The organism is Pseudomonas sp. PS02303, assembly GCF_029959925.1.
Taxonomy (GTDB): Bacteria; Pseudomonadota; Gammaproteobacteria; order Pseudomonadales; family Pseudomonadaceae; genus Aquipseudomonas; species Aquipseudomonas mandelii.
This window is the reverse complement of record NZ_JASCOM010000015.1, coordinates 26,160-41,152: the sequence shown is the minus strand read 5'-3', so window position 1 is coordinate 41,152 and position 14,993 is coordinate 26,160. Positions and strand designations below refer to the sequence as shown.

The window sequence follows — 14,993 nt, the reverse complement described above, 5'->3', positions numbered from 1 at the left end:
GGGGGCCATCAACAACAAAACCAGAGCAGCAGTCCGGCCTACCATATCGGGTACGCCTTTCCAATAACTTCACTCTGACCGACATAGCCCCAATACCTGGAATCAAAACTGTCTGAGGAGGTTCCCATAAACCAGTATTTGTCGAGCGGTACAATCTCGTCTCTGACGTACCGGGTTGTCGGCATCCCCAATTTATCAGCCAACAAAAGACCCTGCCCGCGAACCTTTCCATTGATAGAGATCTGGTCAGGATTCACCGTGACACGATCGCCCGTCACGCCACGGACGTACTTGATGATGACCGTACCGTTACGAAAGTATGGCTCCATCTGTGTTGATTTGAACGCATAAATACCGTCGCGCTCGACAGACTTATTGTGCTTATCAATGATAAACACTCGCCAATCTAGGCAAGTATTTTTTTGGGGATCAATACCCACACCGTAGCGGGTGGTCACATACAGACTAGCCGCGACCATTAATGCAGTTACTGGCAAAGCACGAATCATAAATCGCGCGTGCTTATTCATCCTTAGCCCTCGAGGTTTTATCTTCTTCCTGAACTGGGGAAGGCACCTCTAGATCTGGCGGGTATGCAGTCAACGCACGCGAATCAATCACTACGAATCCCGCGGCCGCAAGCTTACTTGCCGACGCCCGCAGTTGTTCATAACCAGCTTCAGCCTTCTCTGGCGCATCGAGCGTTGCGCGGCCCGCAACAACGTCATAATTAACTACTGCAATTGGAGTCCCTGAATCCTGAACTTTTACGAAGTCATGACCAAAAACCACCGCAACTGCAACAATCAAAGAAACAACCGCGTTTAAAATTAAATCTTTCATGCTGCCACCCCACGATCTCGCATCACGGCATTAATTGCCTCAGCTGTATTCAGCCCTTGGCCGATGTAAATATTGATGTCGCTTACGTCTTTTGGTGTTGTCGAGTAAAGTAGCTTTGAAAAGTTATCTACCGTGAGACGCCCAACTCCAGTGCCTTGCTCTGTCTGAAAGAAGATCTCTGAATATTGACCTCGAATGGTATGAACCGATTTGAGGATGCTGAAGCCACCTTCACTAAGAGCCAAACGCCCTTCCCGCTTGATCATGTTGATCGCGTCAGGCTTTTGCCCGAGCAGGAAACTGTTCGCCGAGTTTTCTGCAATGGCACGGCCCGTCGGACTTGCATACAGGTCATTTACGGACTGCGTGATGGTGATGGCTGCGCCGTTGTATTTCCGGAAACGTCGATAGCCGTGCTCGATAAACTTGGCCACGTCGCCCTCGGTGAGCAACGACCATGCCTCGTCGATTACAACGATCTTTTTTCTGTCCCGATCACCCAGGAACATGGCCTGCTGGATCTGGTAGATCAGCTGCAGGAGGACCACTTGTTGAAGATGCTTGCGCCCCTTCAGTTCCTCCAATTCAAGAACCGTAAATGGGTTTTTGAAATCGACGTTGTTTCGGCCATTGAAGTACTTGCCGTACATGCCCTTCGACGTAAACGGGAACAATTGCTTGCCGATATCCTGGATACGGGAATCCTTGTCCGCTAGAAGTGATTTCTCGACGTCATCGACAATCATCTCACGCCCTTTGGCGTCCCAGACCATTGCGCAGTGCTGGCGAAGGCCGGCGATTTGCAGGTCGACCAGCGGTTGTGTCGGCGCCGCCATTGCGCAGAGCAAGCCAATCAGAACATCCTCTTCGTCCTGGTAAACTTGCACCAGCTCGAACGGGTTCAGGCAGATGTGCGATTCGGGCGTAAACTCAATAAAGTCCCCTCCAAACGCCTTAGAAAGCTTTTCGTACGACCGGCCTACGTCAATAACCCAGACTTGGGCACCTGCTGATTGATAGGCTGTGATCAGATAGTTTGTTAGGAAAGACTTACCGCTACCTGATTGGGCTGCGACCGTGGCGTTATAGTTTGTTTCTGAGTCAAACAGGCAATAGGACATCAGCTGCCCATTACGAGAAACGAACTGCATGATCGGTGAACCAGTCCCCTTCCAATCCCCATAGATTGGAAGCAATGGCAACGCATGGGTGATGGCCATCGTCTTATAGCGGTAGCTCTCGTCGATGGCTTTGCGGTCGGCGCCAAAGGGAAGAGCATTCAGGAACAACGGAAGAACGAAGTACTTGTCCTCCAGCAGGGTGAATTGGCGAATACCCAGATAGTTTCGAGCTTCCGACGTCGCACGCACCAGACGGTCTCGGTCACTGGAAAATATGACCACAGTCATGTTGCACCGGACCACTGCTTCCCCCTCCTCAATTTCTTTGAAGAGGTCATCCATGCCTTGTTTCTTTGCCCCTAGCTTCGGCACAAATTTCAGAAGCGGTCCGTATGCCTGGTTGTTCGCCCATTGACGCTTGGTACTGAGCTTGTCTTTCGCCGCTTGCTGTTCAGGAAAATACACCGTGAAGCTGATCAAGCAGTTTTCGCGGATGCCGTTAGTACCAGTCAGCAAATCGCCGAGGTACCAAGCAGCGGCCCCCTGAAGTGTCTGCCGAGGAAATTTTTTAACGCTCAGCGTTTTAACTAGCGTGTCACCGATTTTCAGGTGATCGCTGAAAACCTCGACCGTTCGGTCGTAGTCGAGGATTTGGCATTTTAATGGTTTGTCATCTTCCGCCTCGGCATGCATGCGATCCCGCCAAGAAGCTTGTTGGCCTTGGTTCAGGATCGAGGACATGATTTCCAGGTAAAGGTGATTGGTCAGCGCTTGCGGAGCAAAACCGATGCTTTTAAAGGTGGAGTCAAACTGTGCGCGCAACTCCGACAGGGTCTGAATTTCCTTTTCGGACGGCAGCACTTCATCTATCGGCATGACTACGGTGATCAACGCGTGAATTTCACGAACCTTGATCCCGGAGTAATCATCGATGGGTTTTAACGTGCCATTTACCAGGTAACTTGCCCGGCTTTTAATTGCCTGGTGTGCGATGTTGTCCTCACACCCCAGCCGCATCCTGAGCATGCTGTTTACTTGGGAGTTGATATTTTGCGACGGGAACAAATTAAAGTTGATTGTCGTACCCGCAGGCCAGGCCTGCTTCATCACAGACTTGAGCTGATCACCTTCCTTCCCGTCACTACCAGGCAGAGGCCGGCACAAGAACGAAAATCCAACCGAGTTATCATCCATGACGAAATATTTTTTGTCATCGTCATAGGCGATGACACTCAGAAGGTCGGCTAATGGGTAGTTTGCCTTGGCATACGCAGTCACTTAATTTGCTCCCATCAGCCAGTTTGAGAGGGTTCCTTTCTCGTACCCATGCTTGATCAGTCCATCATTCCTGATCATGAATGGAACGCCTTTCACACCGAACATCTGAGCCGAAATAATCCGTTTGCCGATTGGAGAGGTGTCACAGTCGTTTCCGCGCTGATCGATTACCTTTGGCTTTTCCTTGCCCGTAGCAATATCGAACGCGGCGTCTTTGTCTTCTGCGCAAAGCAAACTACGAACGATCTTTGCGCTTTCGTCACCTAGCGCCGGAACTTCAACAATCTTGAAAGTGTAACCCTCGACTTTTTTCAGATCTGAAATAAGGTTGGCGCAAGAAGGGCAAAGTGGGTCTGTAAAGACGACGACAGTTTTGGATCCGGTTCCGACAGTAAAGGGAACCAGATCCTCAATGTTGAATTTGATTTTCTGGAGGTCAATGTACTTGGAGGCTTGCTCGGCCTCTTCGAGGGTTGTTATTTCCTTCTGAGCCCACGTGTCATACATGGACCCGCGGAACACGAATCGCCCATTATCGCTAACGAAGGCCATTTTCCCGTTCTTTACCGCCGCGATCATTCCGTTGATTGGCATCGGTGCGGTTTGATTATGCTGACCGCCAACCGGCTCGGCAGCCAGAGCGCATGCAGACGTGGCCAGCAGGAGGGGGAAAAAGATTCTTCTGAGCATGAGGACACCTCGATTTCGATGTCATCAGGCTAGAGAACCTGCCTCCCAATTAGGTTCGAATCTGACCCTGTAGCAGGGTCAAAAAAGAAGGGCGCCCAATGGCGCCCTTCTTTTTGCATCACCAGGTAACTGGCGGTGAGTCCTCCCCTGAATCGTCAGTAGCGAACAGGACGATTTTCGGTGCGTCTGGGTAGGTTCGCTTCGAGATCGTGATCGCCGACCCTCCCAGTCCTTGCAGCTTGTCGTTCACGTACCAGTTATGCCTCGCGATTCGCCCATCTGGATCCGTGCATTTGGCAAGTGCTGACCATGCGGATCCGCCCTCCTTCACCTGCAGTTCACAGGTTGGTGGCTGGTTCTTCTTCACATCGATCTCAACCTTTCCATCTGAGCCCTTGTTCATTTGGGTTTCAATTTCGAGGTCTACCTGATACTGCCCCTCTGCCGGCAAGGTGGCCCGGGCATAGCGAGAGCCTCCCGTATCGATCTCTTCGCCGTTCAACTTGTACTTCAGGCTGGTGATCCGATCCTTAGGGTGGCCACCAGAAATCTGAGGTCGAATCATGATGCCCAAAGGTGCCCGGGAAGCATTGTTGTCACCATTCCACAGCAGATTGATGGTCCAAGGTGGTGGTTCCTTGAACGTCATCTGGCGCTCAACCAAGCTGTAGTTGCCTCGTGCATCGTAGACATGGACCTTGAAGGGGTACACGGCGGGCTCGAGGATATTGAGCATCCTGAGAACCATGGTGTCGTCCTTCACGACTTCGTACCCAGGCATCTCCGGCATTTCCCAGTCGTAGTACACGCCTTCAACCGCTTTGAACTCGCCAATGTTCCGCACGCGCAGTGAGAGCTCCGCAGGGGCGTATTCTGCGCTGAAGGTAGGCTGGATAGCCCATTCAGGCCAGTCATAGATCCAGAACGTGATGCGCTGCTGCGTGATGCCCTCTCCCCCACGATCACGATAGCCGTCAATCCATGCCCTGTAGCTGAGGTAGGTCTTTGCATCAGTAATGTCGGCATCCACCGGCGTGTATTTGGCCTCTTGGCCAGGCACGATCGTTGTGCCGTCAGGCATGATGAATTCCCCGCCCATGGTCAGGTCCATGTTTGGGTATGGCATCAGCATATTTGCTACCCAGGTAGCCTCCTTCCCGACTTCAGGGCGGCGCGGACCAATCAGTTGCACCCGCGGTGGTCTGATTTTCCGGAAGGCGACACCAGATCGTAGGACCTTCCACACGTGAACATCGTCAGCTGGTGAGTCCTTGTAACGCATGCGAGCATAGACGCTCACTCTCTGCTCTGTGCTGCGTGTTTGGATATTCGTATCGGTCCCAAGCGCCCACGTTTTACCGCGATCCAAGCTCCATTCAACCTCAATATTTGAGAGGTCAATTGGTTGGGCGTTCAACTGTAGAACTCTGAATCGAGCATTTGCATCCAGGAAGGTATTCCCAGGTCCCTTCAACACTCCTTTTGGGACGTTGTAAACGATGATTTCGATCTCATCGGTCATCGACTTAGCCCCCGAGTTTTTATTCGTGAGCTCTGCGCGGACCTTGTAATTGCCCTTCAGCAAGGTCAAGGCGATCCTTTGCGGCGTCCGACTCTTGTTTGGCAGTTCGACCCACGGGCCGCCCTCAGTCGACAACTCCCAACGAACCGCCCCAAGGTCTTTGGTCCACGCTCGATTGGTCACGTCAGCAAACAGCGTCACGCGCAGCGGCGCTTCGCCCGTCATACGAAGTGACCTGATCGACCCATCGAGTGCAGCACCATTCAGGATTGCGAGACTTAGTGGTCGAGGCGAGGTGCGAGTGACCTTGTACTCTGGCACAGGAGAAATAACTCGTGCCTCGGCGTAAATGCGCAGGTTTTTACCGGCCAACTCTTCAACAGGGATCGCAAACGCAGCATGGCCAACACCGTCTGTCTTTTGCCATGGCGCCAGCTCCGTCACCGTGTTCCACGACGGCTTAAGAATCAGACGAATCTCCCATTCACCCATCCTGTCCGCCGAGTAGATTTTTTTAGTGTCGAACGCATCCCCAATGGTCACACCTACTTCAAGGCTTTCCGTTGAAAGAATCTTTCCGTTCTGGTTGTCGATGATTGGCACAACACTCTCGTCAGGAACGGCCAGGACATCGGCTTCAGTGTGAGTCGCGATATCAGGCAGGACCTTATAGGCGGCGTCTACGTGGAGTTTCCTCATTTGCCACAACGCATCAAAAGGCGCCGTGTAAATCCGACGATAGATTTTGCTCGTCGCGCCATAGGCTGGAGCTGCATCCTCGGTTTGTTCTACGCCCAAGTTGAGGTTGTGCTTCAGCATCAGCCTTGCACTGACCGACTGAATCACGGCGTCACCGATGTACGCACCCTCGAGCGGTGAGGTCAGGAGTGTATCGCTGACTTTCGTACTGGACTCATAGGTAACCGTCGCCTGGCTCGGTTCAATCGCGGAAAAGGTAAAAGTGTCGGGACCGAGGTCGATTTTTTTACCGGATGGCGTGAACACAGACAGCCTCCAGCTCGACGTGTTGAGGCCTAGCATAGTTGCCGTTCCCTGAAGGTATGGCCGCTCCCAGTTTGGACGAACAACCATTCCTACAGGGATTTCCGTCCACTCAAGCAGACACAGGGGTCTTGTGGAGAAGGAAGCAGCTGCTGAAATTGCCCGTCGCTCGATAATCGTCAGGTCGCATGCAGGCCCGACCTGCTGGACGTACTCAACATCCAAATCCTCGACTTTGTAATACGCCGTCGTGAATGGATACTTGGGTCCGACTTTCACAGCGCCAACTGGGGAAACAAATTCGGCAGACTTGGTATAAGTCGCCAGCAGACTTTTCTCGCCATCGGCGCCGACGATGTAGGAGCTCACCTCGATCGGGTACGTACCGATATCGGTAGCGGTCCCAATCATCGCCAGAGTCGAGTCACTGGACAAATCCTTGAACTCAGGCAGTTTCTGTGTGAACTCCAAAAGGCAAACAGGATTGTCATACGGGTTACCGTTCACCGCGGAAGCCTGGCGAACTGTGTTCAAGCACACAGTGTTAGACGGTTCGAACTGCGCGCGTAACGCTTGTAGACCCAGAGGAGCTGTATCGGCCGTTGTCTTCACCGCGCCTTCAAGCTTCCACACCTCAAAGGGTATGGCGTACGCAGTGCCTGTCAGGTCCGCTCTTACAAGCAGTACCCGGCCATGACCACTGGCACTCGATTGGATACCTGCTAATGCAGATCCGAGCGCGTCCGCAGTGAAATACTCCACTGACAACCGTGTGCCTTGGCTCGGCGCCAAAGGCCTCCTACCAAGACGCAAGCCAACAGTTGAGGACTTCTCAACGACCGCGACAATGTCGCTGCCCAACGCCGCTATAGCGTCCTTATCGGTCAGCAGCAAGCCTGGTCGCCCATCCACGCGCAGAAACTCCTTGGTGATGGCTGGCGTGGCCACTTTGTTGCTGGTGAGTTCTTGAACCGGTAATTGATCGATTACGCTATCGATACTCTTGGGCATCAACCTCACCGGCACGATCACCGACAGGCCGTCCTGGTCCGTCACTTTGACGGTCATGGTGGTCTCTGTTCGCCCATCGGTCTTGAAGTTCAACATGTCGTTATTAAACCAGGCGAATCCGTGCCCTGGTTGTGACTGAACTTCGATGGTATGCGATCCCCAGAGGTTATCGTCGATCGCAGCCAGACGTTGCTTGCCTCCGATGCCCTCGAAGTAATACACGGTGTCCGGGGCCACACCAGTTGGCGGGGTGTTTTTCCGCAGAACGGCTACCTTGGCCTCGCTCTCGACATATTTTCCGCCCACGTCAACGACCCGGAAGGCAAACTTGTCATTGCCAGTGTATTTAGCTTGCGGCGTGTACACGTACCCCTTCGCCCCGGCCACAACTGAACCGTGCTCCGGCTGAGCTATCACTTCGTAACTAAACTGATCCCAAGCATTTGGGTCGACTACCGTCGGGGTGACTTCAGCTGATGGAGTGTTCTCGTATGTCTCGATACTGAGCACTGCTGTCTCAGGCTGAAGATTGTTCTTGGTGACTTTAAGAGCAACCACCCCTTGTACGGAGAGTCCGCCCAGGTCGGTTGCCTCGACCGTAACGTTGTCATCACCGATGAAGTCTTTTTTCGGCGTGTAAATCAGACGGTTATTATCAGTTGAAACCGAGCCATTTGTAGGTTGAACCTTGACTACCAACTGATGCTTACCCATGTCATACAGGTTTTTATCAATGATGACAGGGTAGTACGGTGCACTCGTGGTGTTCTCTCGAACCGTCATGCTGCCGCTTAGAGCCTCGGGCGCAACGTTAGTCCGACGTACAGTCACGTAAGCCAGCCCACTCACCCTAGCGCCGGCGGCGTCATACGCCGATATAGCAAATCGATCAGAGCCTATCCAATTCGGGGCCGGCGTATAAACAACCTTGCCACTTACTACCGCAGCACTACCAGCAATAGGACTCGAGTCGACCGTGTAGGTGAACGTGTCAGTTGGATTAGGATCGACGACGACGGGAACGCCACTTACCGGCGTGGACTCTTGGGTATCAAGAGTCAAATCGACTGAGCTTGGTGGGAAGTTCTTGGGCACCACATTCACAGTCGCCAGCCCAACGACTTCAGCGCCGGCAACATCTCGAGCGATGAACTTGAAGGTTTTGACACCGCTGGCGCCAAACGGGGCATGGTAGATGATGCGGTTGTTAACCACCTCCGCGACCCCAGTCATGCTTTGGATAGGGATGGTAAAAGTATGCAACCCAGCGTCGTACAGGTTCTCATCAACCACCGTCGTCAGTCCGGGGCTCGACGCCTCACCCTCGTTAACACTGATGGCCACGCTCGCAGACGTAGGGGCGTAATTGGTTTTGACTACGTCGATTGTGCCTTGCTTGATATCCGACTCAAGACCCGCCAGGTCCCGCACCTTATAGGTGAACGTAGCCGTTCCAAGATAACCCGCGACAGGCGCAAATGTTATCGACAAGCCATTGACTGTTAGAACGCCGGCCGCCGGATCAGGCTGCTGAACAATGATGATCGTATGGCTGTCAGGGCTATCCGGGTCGAAGGCAAAGCCCTGGTCAGCCTGGACAATAAAAGAGATTGCTTGAGGGGCCGACACCAGGCCACCCGGGTCAGTAGCAACAACGTAAGCGGTCGCGGTACCGACGAATCCCGCCGCGGGCGTGAAGGTCAATCGATTACCACTGATGCTCAAAGTCCCAGAAGCGACCGGGACTGTCTGAGAAATGGCAAAGGCAAGTGGCGTGTCATGGTTTGGATCAGTGGCCATGAGATCTAGCACCACGGGTGTACCAGTAGCGGTATAGGCCTGAGCGGGAGCGACGACAGGCTTCTTGGCAACGGGTAGCACCTTGATCGTCAGTTCACCAGGTGTAGACACCAAACCGAAAGAGTCTGTTGCCGTGTACGAAATGGATCTTGTCCCAACAAATTCTGGGTTAAGAGCAACCGACAAGGTCGTCCCAGAAAAACTAAACGATCCAAAAACAGCATCTTGAATTGACGAACTACTGAGCGAGTAACTGTCGCCGGCATCGGGGTCAGCCACCACAAGGCTGAAGGTCGATGACTCGCCCTGATTCAAAGTCAGAGTCCTGGTTTCCACCACTGGCTTGTCGGGTACGGCCACTACAGTGATTGACACCGTGCCTGGAAGCGAGGCGCCACTGTCAGCATCGTCGACCACGACAGAACATTCGGTTGTCCCGTTCCAGTTCTTGGCAGGGGTGAAGACCACTTCATCCACGTCAATACCACAACCGCCAGCACTCGGAGGCGGCTGTTTATCAATTAGAAATCGGTACGGGGCCTTTCCATCAGGATCCGCATAAACGATTTTTGCCCTGCCCTCGCTGTCCTCGTTGGCCACGATGGATATCGGAGTGAGAACAGGCGCGTCATTTTCAGGCTGGATGATGACGCTAATGGACATCACCTCACTTTTAGCGTTTGCACTGTCTACCGCACTAATCTTAATGGTGTCGGAACCATTCCAGTCCTTTTCTGGAATAATTCTCAAAGAGTGAAGGTCCGGCTCAACCAAAGCGGTGACATGAGCTCCCTGGGCCTCTACCACTAAACGATAGATGTCGACCGGGTCTGGATCTTGAACGACAGGCACGTAAACAAGGGGCTTGTCCTCGACGCCGATTGCAGGGTGCGGAATGATGGTCGGCGGATCATTTATCAGGCTGGTAACTACGCGAACCGTCGCTGCATTAGAGAAGTTACCGGTGGTGTCCTTTCCGCGATAGGTGAAGGACGTAACGCCAGACCATTGTGGAAACGGCTTGAAGGTGACCGCGGACCCGTTCAGCAGGAACTGTCCAATGTCCTTCGAAGGCATATCCAAGAGTTCGAAAGACTCGGCCTGGACTCCCGCCCCTGTGAGGGTGAGAGGGATAACCAGCGTTTCGTCCTCGTTGTTAAGTACCTCCATGTCATCGGCATGCGGCTGTGTTTTCTTCGCTTCAACAATCGTTTCCGCGAGCGCTTTACCGACGCTGATAACCAAAGGCCCGGTGAATCCTTGTGGCAATGCGGCCACACCCGTACAGCTAAACGACTCCTTGGTTCTTACCCCTTCGCACTTACCAATGTTTGCGCCCTTTGGCGAGCCAACACTGATTGGAAGACTGTAGGAGCCGGTAGACGTACACCCGACGCGGCCCAAGGTATAAGTCACACTGAGTGTCTCGCCCACAACCGCTACAACTGGATTCAATGACAGCGCCTCTCCACTCTCAACGCACTGCGTCGCAGCTAGGAGCTGAGTCGAAAAGACCGCCGACATCAACGTCACCGCAAGAAGGCCTGTCGATTTAATCCAGTTCACAATTATCTTCCCGATCCTGGTTTGAAAACCCAAAAGCCGGCAACGGCCGGCTTTGTTAGAACTCGTTGTTTAGGTGAGAGAGTGCGCAACCGGGAGGGTGGCGGTCATGATCGACTCGATGATGGTTGGCGTGTTGTACAGGCCAACGCCGCCGCCAACGCCGGTAGCAAACGACATGATCGACTGGCGCACGATGCCGGACACGATCCCGACCAGGACCATTGAGCCTGCGACGACTCGTCCCAGGGTTCCCTGCATCCAGTCCGTCAGGGTTACCCAGATTGAGTCGAAACTGTCACCACCGGTGCCGGCGAGTGCGTTGCTTGCTGCGACGGTGAGCATCAGTGCCACACCGAACTTCATTACGTCCTTGGTGCGCCGGACTTGGCTTGGGGTCATGCTCATTTGCATGGGTGTATCTCCTAGGTCATGCTGGTTGGGGAATGTTTAGGTTGCAGGTGAAGAAGTGTTCTTCCTCGACTCCAGTGGTCGAATGGAAGGTGTCGGTTTAGGCGCCGGAGTACCGATTTCCCAACGTCGCGGTTCAATTTCCGTGTAGATGAATCCAGGCACGTTAAGGTCGCCCGAATCGGACTCCCACGGAGCCACCCAGACGCGCATGACGGTGGCCTGCGAACGAATCGGAATCGGGTTACGTGCTGGCTTCGGAACGACATAGCGCTCGCCGGCTGCGATATGGGGCTGCACCGCGGGGAGAACCTCCTCAATCGACTTGCCCTCTTTTATCGCCTGATCCTTGGCCGCCTGGTTCTGCTCCACTACTTGGCGAAAATTCTCGTTTTCAGTCAGCTGATAAACATCGCGAGCGGACATACAGGTCACACCGTCCGGCATGCCCTTACAGGAATACTCAGACTCACCAACTTGCAAAAACGAGCAGCCGGTCATGGCCGCTGCCACTGTTGCCAGGGCCAAAAATCGGAAAGCATTCACCGCTGAAATCAAATTCATGATTGAAGTATCCAAATATGTTGTTAGGTGCAGGAGCGAATCCGCCCCTGTTTTGGGTCAGCGACGTGGCGCCTTCGACATGAGTTTCAGCTGGACACCCTTCTTGACGATGAAGTCAACTTCACGGGCAGCATCTACCTCGATAACCGGATAAAGGTTTTCAGCCATTTCCAGGTAGAAGTCAGCAATGCGCTCCAACGCCGAGCCCACACCACCGATGGCAGCACCCTGCAGGGCCTGCGAGTTGAATGCCTGTTGGTACACCGGATCAACAACGCCTTTATTGCTGCCACTGCTCCCTGTACCCGTCACGTTAATACTCGGCACTTGGCGAACACTGAACGCCTCACTGACGCCTTGCATGAATCCAGCTGCAAGGGAGCGGGCAAGGATCGCGCCCTGCTTCGAGATCAGGCGGCCACGAACACCTGCCTTACCGTCCTCTCCCGCCGCGTAGGCATCCATACCGGTCTCGATAACACCGCCATCATCACGAACACATGAGATGGTTTCAGCACGCATATAAGCTCGCTCTGAGGACATGTCGCCGAAGGCGCTTGCAATCAAGAAGCACTCACGAACGTCAGCTCGGAATCGGTTAGGAAGGACGGCCTCTTTCTTGATCCGCAGAAGAACCGGGAAAGGGTCCTGGCGTGCCTTAGTACCTGTCGGCGCATCAAGGCCTGTAATCAAGGCACCCGACATAATGGAGCCGGCCGGCAAGAAGACCTCTTGCTCTTTTTCGTCCTTGCCGTCCGCCTCATCAGGCTGTTCATTGCCAATAGATCTGATCGTCAGCTTTTCGTCCTTCTTAGGGGCCTGACCTGGCTTGACTGGGTCCTGGGCCGGGGCCGGCGCATTTGCAAAGAAGGCCGATTGGTTTTTATTTGGATCGTTGCCTACGGCGTTGAAACGGTCTTGGGAAGCCTTTTCACGCTGGATTCGATCCTCCTTTTCCTTGAGCTCGACTTCCCTTTCAGGAGGTGGGGCCTTCGCCTGATTGGTGCGCATTTCCTCCGCGAGCTTAAGATTTTCAGCCGCAACCTTGTCGGCCTGCTCCTTAGCGAGAGAGACCTGCCCCTTAAGATCATCAACACTTTGCTGGACGGTTTTCAGGCTGTCCGTAATTACCTTTTGGTTGTTGCTCTGTTCCAATAGGGTTTTGAGGTTGCGCTGAACTTCAGTGATGGTTTTCTCTTGGTCGCGCTGTTTAGAGTTGATGGAATCGATGCCCACGGAACGAGGATCACCGTCATACAGAACACGGCCAATTGTTTGTTTGCCACCCTGCTTACGCTGGTCATTCCCCCCAATCGAACTCATCGCGAAGACGGCCAGAAGAACCACCCCGACGACACCAATAATCGCCACAACTTTCTTTTTACTCGGGCTCAGACCCGACCACATTGACTTGATCATAACCCCCCCTTTAGTTCAGCAGGCTCGGCCTGGAAGACTCTTCTGCAGGCGCTTCACCAACTCGAGTCACGATGTAGATTTCCGTCGCCTGACCTGGCTCGAGCATATTCCGAGGCCATGCGGCAGCCGCGGCCAATGACGGATGCGTACAGGAGGTTTCGTCGAACATAACCGGGACAGCCGAAGTGTTACGGGCTACTCCCACGAGGGCTTTGAAGTTATGACCCAGAACAATTTGGGAGCGCGAAAAATCGAATGCGATGCCCTCCTGGTAACAGGCGGGGAGCGTATCGGTGCGACTCAATTTACCCATGGAGAATCCCTTTGGAATGCCGCCCAAAGCCAGTGATCGCATGATCCCTTTGATCGATTCCATATAGGGTTGCCCCTCCTCCCACTTTTTGGCCTGGCCCGAGTAGCGGAAGGCGCCCATGCCACCAGGAGTAGCGCGACCACCAGACCCTGGCGCCTGTCCAAGGATCAAGTTGGCCTGAATAGGCGGCACCTTCCGCGGCGCCAGTGTCAGACTGATCGCTACCGACTCGTCGTCCTTCGGCGTGATGTACATGGCGATCGGCGCTTGATCCTGCGTCGAAACGTAAACGACATTGCCCTTGACTTCGACAGAGCTCGTTGAAACGGTTTGGACGATCGGTTTTTCGAATGGCGTAACGATTCGGTTTAGGTGACCAATAGCTACAGGAACAATTGTGTTCACGCCGGGCTGGACAACGACATCTTCCAGGGACGACACCATCGCAACCGACTCCTCACCACCTGCGGTGGTTTTGGCCACGGACGCAGGTACCGCCTGAAGGTCACCCTGCCGACCGCCACCAGACACCTTCATCATGTCAGTGTCGTTCTTCACTGCCGGGGTAGGCGCACTTTTTGCGACAGCTGGTGCAGCTGGCTCAGAAGCCTTTTTCGCGGCCTCTTGTTCCAGAGCAGCGTGTGCATCCGCCTCGCCCGCTTCAAGCCCGTAATCAGAGGGGTTAACCGATTTCGGCATCCCATCGACCACCAGAGTCTCTGTCGAGGCTGTGGGCATTTTTGGAATATTCAACTCTCGCGCATGAACCGCTTGAACAGCCGCAAACGCAGTGAGAATCAACGCTAGTTTCACCTGTTTACTTTTCATTATTAATTTGGTCCATACGCTTACGAGCTTGGGTGGTTTTCTCTTGGCGGCGAATAACATCTTCAGTTCGTGGTGGACCTTCATATGTATCGACAAAGGTCAGTACTGGCTTGTAGTTTTTGATTCGCAAGTCAAGTTCATAGGTGACGTTTTTGGGCTCAGGCTTACCATTGGGCCCCGTCATGTAGGATCTGCCGGTTACATAAAACTTTCTTGTATTCGACCGATCACGCAAAACGTCTTTTGCGTTAAATTTAAGGGTCACCCTGTCCTGGCGAATCTGAAGTACCTGCGCCTCGATTTTATTCACTACATCCTGATATATATCAGTATCCAGCAGCGGCTCGATCGACTTGCGTATCACTTTTGACGACGAGGGTGTCACGTTACCGAGTCGGTCAGCGATATAAAGCGCCCAGCCTTCAACAAACTCGTCAGATGCAGATGATTCATCGACCCATGCACGCTCGGTCAAGGTTGGCGGCTGCATATCAATCACAGTGCTTTTATTAAGCCAGCCGATGATCGCGAACAGGTCAATTGCAATCAGCGCGATCACCATACTTCGAAGAAACTTATTCTCCGAAACCGTTCCTCGGTACGATTGCCTGAAGTTTTTAAATAGCAT

The 14,993-nt window shown here is 53.4% G+C and carries 10 protein-coding genes; all 10 read right to left on the bottom strand.

The features are described 5' to 3' along the window. Positions 1 to 38 precede the first annotated feature (38 nt). The 10 genes from lepB to QMX98_RS06480 all read right to left on the bottom strand — a co-directional run bounded on the left by lepB (position 39) and on the right by QMX98_RS06480 (position 14,993). Complete coding sequence (gene lepB / locus QMX98_RS06525) at positions 39 to 530, bottom strand: signal peptidase I (RefSeq protein ID WP_200618047.1); 492 nt, start codon at positions 528 to 530, stop codon at positions 39 to 41. Continuing rightward, complete coding sequence (locus tag QMX98_RS06520; protein ID WP_200618049.1) at positions 523 to 843, bottom strand: hypothetical protein; 321 nt, start codon at positions 841 to 843, stop codon at positions 523 to 525. The genes lepB and QMX98_RS06520 overlap by 8 nt, the downstream gene beginning before the upstream one ends. After that, the gene (gene traC, locus QMX98_RS06515; RefSeq protein WP_282410461.1) at positions 840 to 3,242 is read right to left on the bottom strand and encodes a type IV secretion system protein TraC; all 2,403 of its coding nucleotides are present in this window, start codon (positions 3,240 to 3,242) and stop codon (positions 840 to 842) included. The genes QMX98_RS06520 and traC overlap by 4 nt, the downstream gene beginning before the upstream one ends. Beyond that, a complete protein-coding gene (locus tag QMX98_RS06510) occupies positions 3,243 to 3,932 on the bottom strand; it encodes a DsbC family protein (protein ID WP_200617602.1) in 690 nt (229 codons plus the stop codon). It abuts the gene before it with no gap. Between the two features lie 118 nt (positions 3,933 to 4,050). Further along, positions 4,051 to 10,833: an Ig-like domain-containing protein gene (locus tag QMX98_RS06505; protein WP_282410460.1), complete on the bottom strand. Its 6,783-nt coding sequence runs from the start codon at positions 10,831 to 10,833 to the stop codon at positions 4,051 to 4,053. Between the two features lie 69 nt (positions 10,834 to 10,902). Next, a complete protein-coding gene (traA, locus tag QMX98_RS06500; protein WP_231669723.1) occupies positions 10,903 to 11,232 on the bottom strand; it encodes a TraA family conjugative transfer protein in 330 nt (109 codons plus the stop codon). Between the two features lie 48 nt (positions 11,233 to 11,280). After that, the gene (gene traV, locus QMX98_RS06495; RefSeq protein WP_200617615.1) at positions 11,281 to 11,805 is read right to left on the bottom strand and encodes a type IV conjugative transfer system lipoprotein TraV; all 525 of its coding nucleotides are present in this window, start codon (positions 11,803 to 11,805) and stop codon (positions 11,281 to 11,283) included. A gap of 57 nt (positions 11,806 to 11,862) precedes the next feature. After that, complete coding sequence (locus tag QMX98_RS06490) at positions 11,863 to 13,224, bottom strand: TraB/VirB10 family protein (RefSeq protein WP_200617617.1); 1,362 nt, start codon at positions 13,222 to 13,224, stop codon at positions 11,863 to 11,865. Between the two features lie 10 nt (positions 13,225 to 13,234). Next, on the bottom strand, positions 13,235 to 14,365 hold the full coding sequence (locus QMX98_RS06485) for a type-F conjugative transfer system secretin TraK (RefSeq protein ID WP_282410459.1): 1,131 nt from the start codon (positions 14,363 to 14,365) through the stop codon (positions 13,235 to 13,237). After that, on the bottom strand, positions 14,355 to 14,993 hold the full coding sequence (locus QMX98_RS06480; RefSeq protein ID WP_200617622.1) for a TraE/TraK family type IV conjugative transfer system protein: 639 nt from the start codon (positions 14,991 to 14,993) through the stop codon (positions 14,355 to 14,357). The genes QMX98_RS06485 and QMX98_RS06480 overlap by 11 nt, the downstream gene beginning before the upstream one ends.

Bases quoted from the DNA above. Each gene is read 5' to 3' on its own strand.
- lepB (WP_200618047.1), bottom strand. From the start codon at position 530: ATGAATAAGCACGCGCGATTTATGATTCGTGCTTTGCCAGTAACTGCA.
- QMX98_RS06520 (WP_200618049.1), bottom strand. From the start codon at position 843: ATGAAAGATTTAATTTTAAACGCGGTTGTTTCTTTGATTGTTGCAGTT.
- QMX98_RS06510 (WP_200617602.1), bottom strand. From the start codon at position 3,932: ATGCTCAGAAGAATCTTTTTCCCCCTCCTGCTGGCCACGTCTGCATGC.
- traA (WP_231669723.1), bottom strand. From the start codon at position 11,232: ATGACCCCAAGCCAAGTCCGGCGCACCAAGGACGTAATGAAGTTCGGT.
- traV (WP_200617615.1), bottom strand. From the start codon at position 11,805: ATGAATTTGATTTCAGCGGTGAATGCTTTCCGATTTTTGGCCCTGGCA.
- QMX98_RS06490 (WP_200617617.1), bottom strand. From the start codon at position 13,224: ATGATCAAGTCAATGTGGTCGGGTCTGAGCCCGAGTAAAAAGAAAGTT.
- QMX98_RS06485 (WP_282410459.1), bottom strand. From the start codon at position 14,365: ATGAAAAGTAAACAGGTGAAACTAGCGTTGATTCTCACTGCGTTTGCG.
- QMX98_RS06480 (WP_200617622.1), bottom strand. From the start codon at position 14,993: ATGCTATTTAAAAACTTCAGGCAATCGTACCGAGGAACGGTTTCGGAG.